General features: G+C 67.3%; 3 protein-coding genes. 1 reads left to right on the plus strand and 2 read right to left on the minus strand.

Going from position 1 to position 3,177, the window contains the following annotated elements; genetic code table 11:
- Both VMJ11_RS28935 and VMJ11_RS28940 read right to left on the minus strand, forming a co-directional pair.
- On the minus strand, positions 1 to 1,432 hold a 1,432-nt coding region (locus VMJ11_RS28935; protein WP_325624153.1), incomplete at its 3' end, for a sensor histidine kinase.
- Positions 1,433 to 1,498: 66 nt separating this feature from the next.
- Entirely contained in the window at positions 1,499 to 2,299 is an 801-nt protein-coding gene (locus VMJ11_RS28940) for a response regulator transcription factor (RefSeq protein ID WP_325624155.1), read from the minus strand.
- Positions 2,300 to 2,535: 236 nt separating this feature from the next.
- Here VMJ11_RS28940 and recA point away from each other — a divergent pair.
- Positions 2,536 to 3,177 (plus strand): recombinase RecA (gene recA, locus VMJ11_RS28945; RefSeq protein WP_325624156.1); only part of this gene is annotated, 642 nt, incomplete at its 3' end.

The raw sequence follows: 3,177 nt of genomic DNA on the forward strand, positions 1-3,177 counted from the left end.
GTACGCGCTCGCGCTCGGCCGCCGGAATGCCGATGCCGGTGTCCTCCACCTCCAGATGCACGGCGCGCGCCGCCGGTTCGGGCCGCACGCGCACGGTGATGCGCCCGCCCGCGGGCGTGTAGCGGATCGCGTTGTCGATCAGGTTCGAGAGCATTTCGCGCAGCATCACCGGATTGCCGTCGACGAGCACGGGTGCTTGATCCGCGGCGATGTCCGCTTCGCTGTCCTGTGTGCCGGGGTCCGTTTCACGCTCATCCGCGCCGGGATTGTCAGGGCCTTCGTAGCCCAGATCCATGCGCTTGGCGAGCGCGGGCTGCACCCAGTCGCGCACCGCGAGCCGCGCCGCCTCGGCGATATCGACGGGCTGGAAAATCTGCCCCGTCATGCGGTTTTCGGCGCGCGCGAGCGCGAGCAACTGCGTGACGAGCCGCGCGGCGTGCTCCGAACTCGTCGCGATCTGTTCGAGCGAGCGATGCACTTCGGGCGAGGCATCCTGGCGCAGCGCGAGTTCGGCCTGGGTGCGCAGGCCCGCGAGCGGCGTCTTCATCTGATGCGCGGCATCGGCGATAAAGCGCTTTTGCAGTTCCATGTTCTGTTCGAGCCGCGTGAGCAGATCGTTGAACGACGTGACGAGCGGCTCGATTTCGGGCGGCGCGCGGCGCGCTTCCAGCGGCGAAAGATCGTCGGGGCGGCGCATGCGCATGTTCGATTGCAGCGCGTGCAGCGGCGCGAGCCCGCGCGAGAGGCCGAACCAGACCAGCAGGATCGCGAGCGGCAGGATCACGAACTGCGGCAGGATCACGCCCTTGATGATGTCGTTGGCGAGCGCGCGGCGCTTGTCGAGCGTTTCCGCGACCTGCACCAGTACGGCCTGCGAGCCGGCAAGGTGCGGCGGCTCGACCGTCGTATAGGCCACGCGGATGTCGATGCCGTGCAGCGTATCGTCGCGGAACTCGACGAGGCCGGGCGAGGGGCGATCGTCGTCGCGCGGCAGCGGCATGTCGCGGTCGCCGCCCACCAGTTCCCCGCGGCTGCCGAGCACCTGGTAATAGACGCTGTCGACGTTATCGGCGCGCAGGAAATCGCGTGTGGAGTCGGGCAGCGTCAGTTCGGCCACGCCGTTGACCGGGTGGATCTGGCGCGCGAGCACGTAGGCGTCGGTTTCGAGCGCGCGGTCGAACGGGCCGTTGGCGATCGATTTGGCAACCAGATACGTCACCGCGATGCTCATCGGCCAGAGCAGCAGCAGCGGTGCGAGCATCCAGTCGAGGATTTCGCCGAAGAGGGAGCGCGGGCGCGCCGCGGCGGTGGCTTCGGCTTCGTCGGGCGGGGCGAACGGATTGGCGTAGCGGGCGTCGCGCGCTTCGTCGTCGAGGGCGTCGGCGGCCAATGGGGCGCGCGCGGACGCGCCTGGCGTGCCCGCGCGGGCCATGTCCGCCGCGTCTTTGGGCGACGCGGGCGGCGCGGCGGGAGGACGCCCGGCCATCATCGCACCCGGCTATTTGAAGTAATGGCTGGCGGGCATGGCCGGCGGGGCGTCCGGCGCACTGGCCGCCGTCCGCGCCGGTATCTGCTCCGTTGTCTGCGCTTGCGCTGCGCTCGCGGCCTGGCTTGCGCCGGCCTGCGCTTCCTTCGGTTCCTTTTCGAGGCAATAGCCGATCCCGCGCACGGTCACGATGCGCACGCCACCGGCTTCGAGCTTCTTGCGCAGCCGGTGCACGTAGACCTCGATCGCGTTGTTGCTGACTTCTTCGCCCCACTCGCAAAGGTGATCGACGAGTTGTTCCTTCGAGACGAGCCGCCCGAGCCGCTGCAGCAACACTTCGAGCACGCCGAGCTCGCGCGCGGAAAGCTCGAGCACCTGGTCGTTGATGCGCGCGACGCGCCCCACCTGGTCGAACGAGAGGGCGCCATGGCGCACCACGGTCGGGCCGCCGCCCGCGCCGCGCCGTGTGAGCGCGCGCACGCGCGCTTCGAGCTCGTTGAGCGCGAAGGGCTTGGCCATGTAGTCGTCGGCGCCGAGGTCGAGGCCCTTCACGCGCTCGTCCACGCTGTCGGCGGCGGTGAGGATCAGCACCGGCAGGTTGGAATTGCGCGCGCGCAAGCGGCGCAGCACTTCGAGGCCCGGCATTTTCGGCAGGCCCAGATCGAGGATCAACAGGTCGAACGATTGCATCGACAAGGCCGTATCGGCATCCACGCCGCTACGCACGTGATCGACGGCATAGCCCGATTGGCGGAGTGATCGGACGAGGCCGTCCGCGAGTATGCTGTCGTCTTCGGCAATGAGGATTCGCATGATGCGCCAGCGTCGCATTCGAGGCCCGGTGAGCCTCTTGGCACCCGCGCCACGCCGCGCCTTTGAAGGTGCGGCCACGCAGCGCGCGGCGGTCTCCCGAAATTAGCGGTTTGGGCGAGTCGCAAGGGCTTGCCAAAACTACTGTTTTTTTATACAGTGTCTGCGTTCGTGTGCATGTGCTCGAAAGCACGCGCGCTTCGTCACGAGACGCCGTTCATCATAGCAAAGGACGATTCATGGAAGATAGCAAGAAAGGCTCGGCTGGGCTGACTGCTGAAAAGAGCAAGGCGCTTGCCGCCGCGCTCGCGCAGATCGAAAAGCAGTTCGGCAAGGGGTCGATCATGCGACTCGGCGACGGCGAGGCGGTCGAGGACATCCAGGTGGTGTCCACCGGGTCGCTCGGCCTCGACATCGCACTCGGCGTGGGCGGCCTGCCGCGCGGCCGGGTGGTCGAGATCTACGGTCCGGAATCGTCGGGCAAGACCACGCTCACGCTGCAAGTGATCGCCGAAATGCAGAAGCTCGGCGGCACGGCGGCGTTCATCGACGCGGAACACGCGCTCGACGTGCAATACGCTTCCAAGCTCGGCGTGAACGTGCCGGAGCTGCTCATTTCGCAGCCGGACACGGGCGAGCAGGCGCTCGAAATCACCGATGCGCTGGTGCGTTCGGGCTCGATCGACATGATCGTGATCGACTCGGTCGCGGCGCTCGTGCCGAAGGCCGAAATCGAAGGCGAAATGGGCGACTCGCTGCCGGGTCTGCAGGCGCGTCTGATGTCGCAGGCGCTGCGCAAGCTGACTGGCACGATCAAGAAGACGAACTGCATGGTCATCTTCATCAACCAGATCCGCATGAAGATCGGCGTGATGTTCGGC

It is taken from the genome of Paraburkholderia sp., assembly GCF_035501035.1.
In the GTDB taxonomy this organism is placed as follows: Bacteria; Pseudomonadota; Gammaproteobacteria; order Burkholderiales; family Burkholderiaceae; genus Paraburkholderia.

Bases quoted from the DNA above. Each gene is read 5' to 3' on its own strand.
- VMJ11_RS28940 (WP_325624155.1), bottom strand. From the start codon at position 2,299: ATGCGAATCCTCATTGCCGAAGACGACAGCATACTCGCGGACGGCCTC.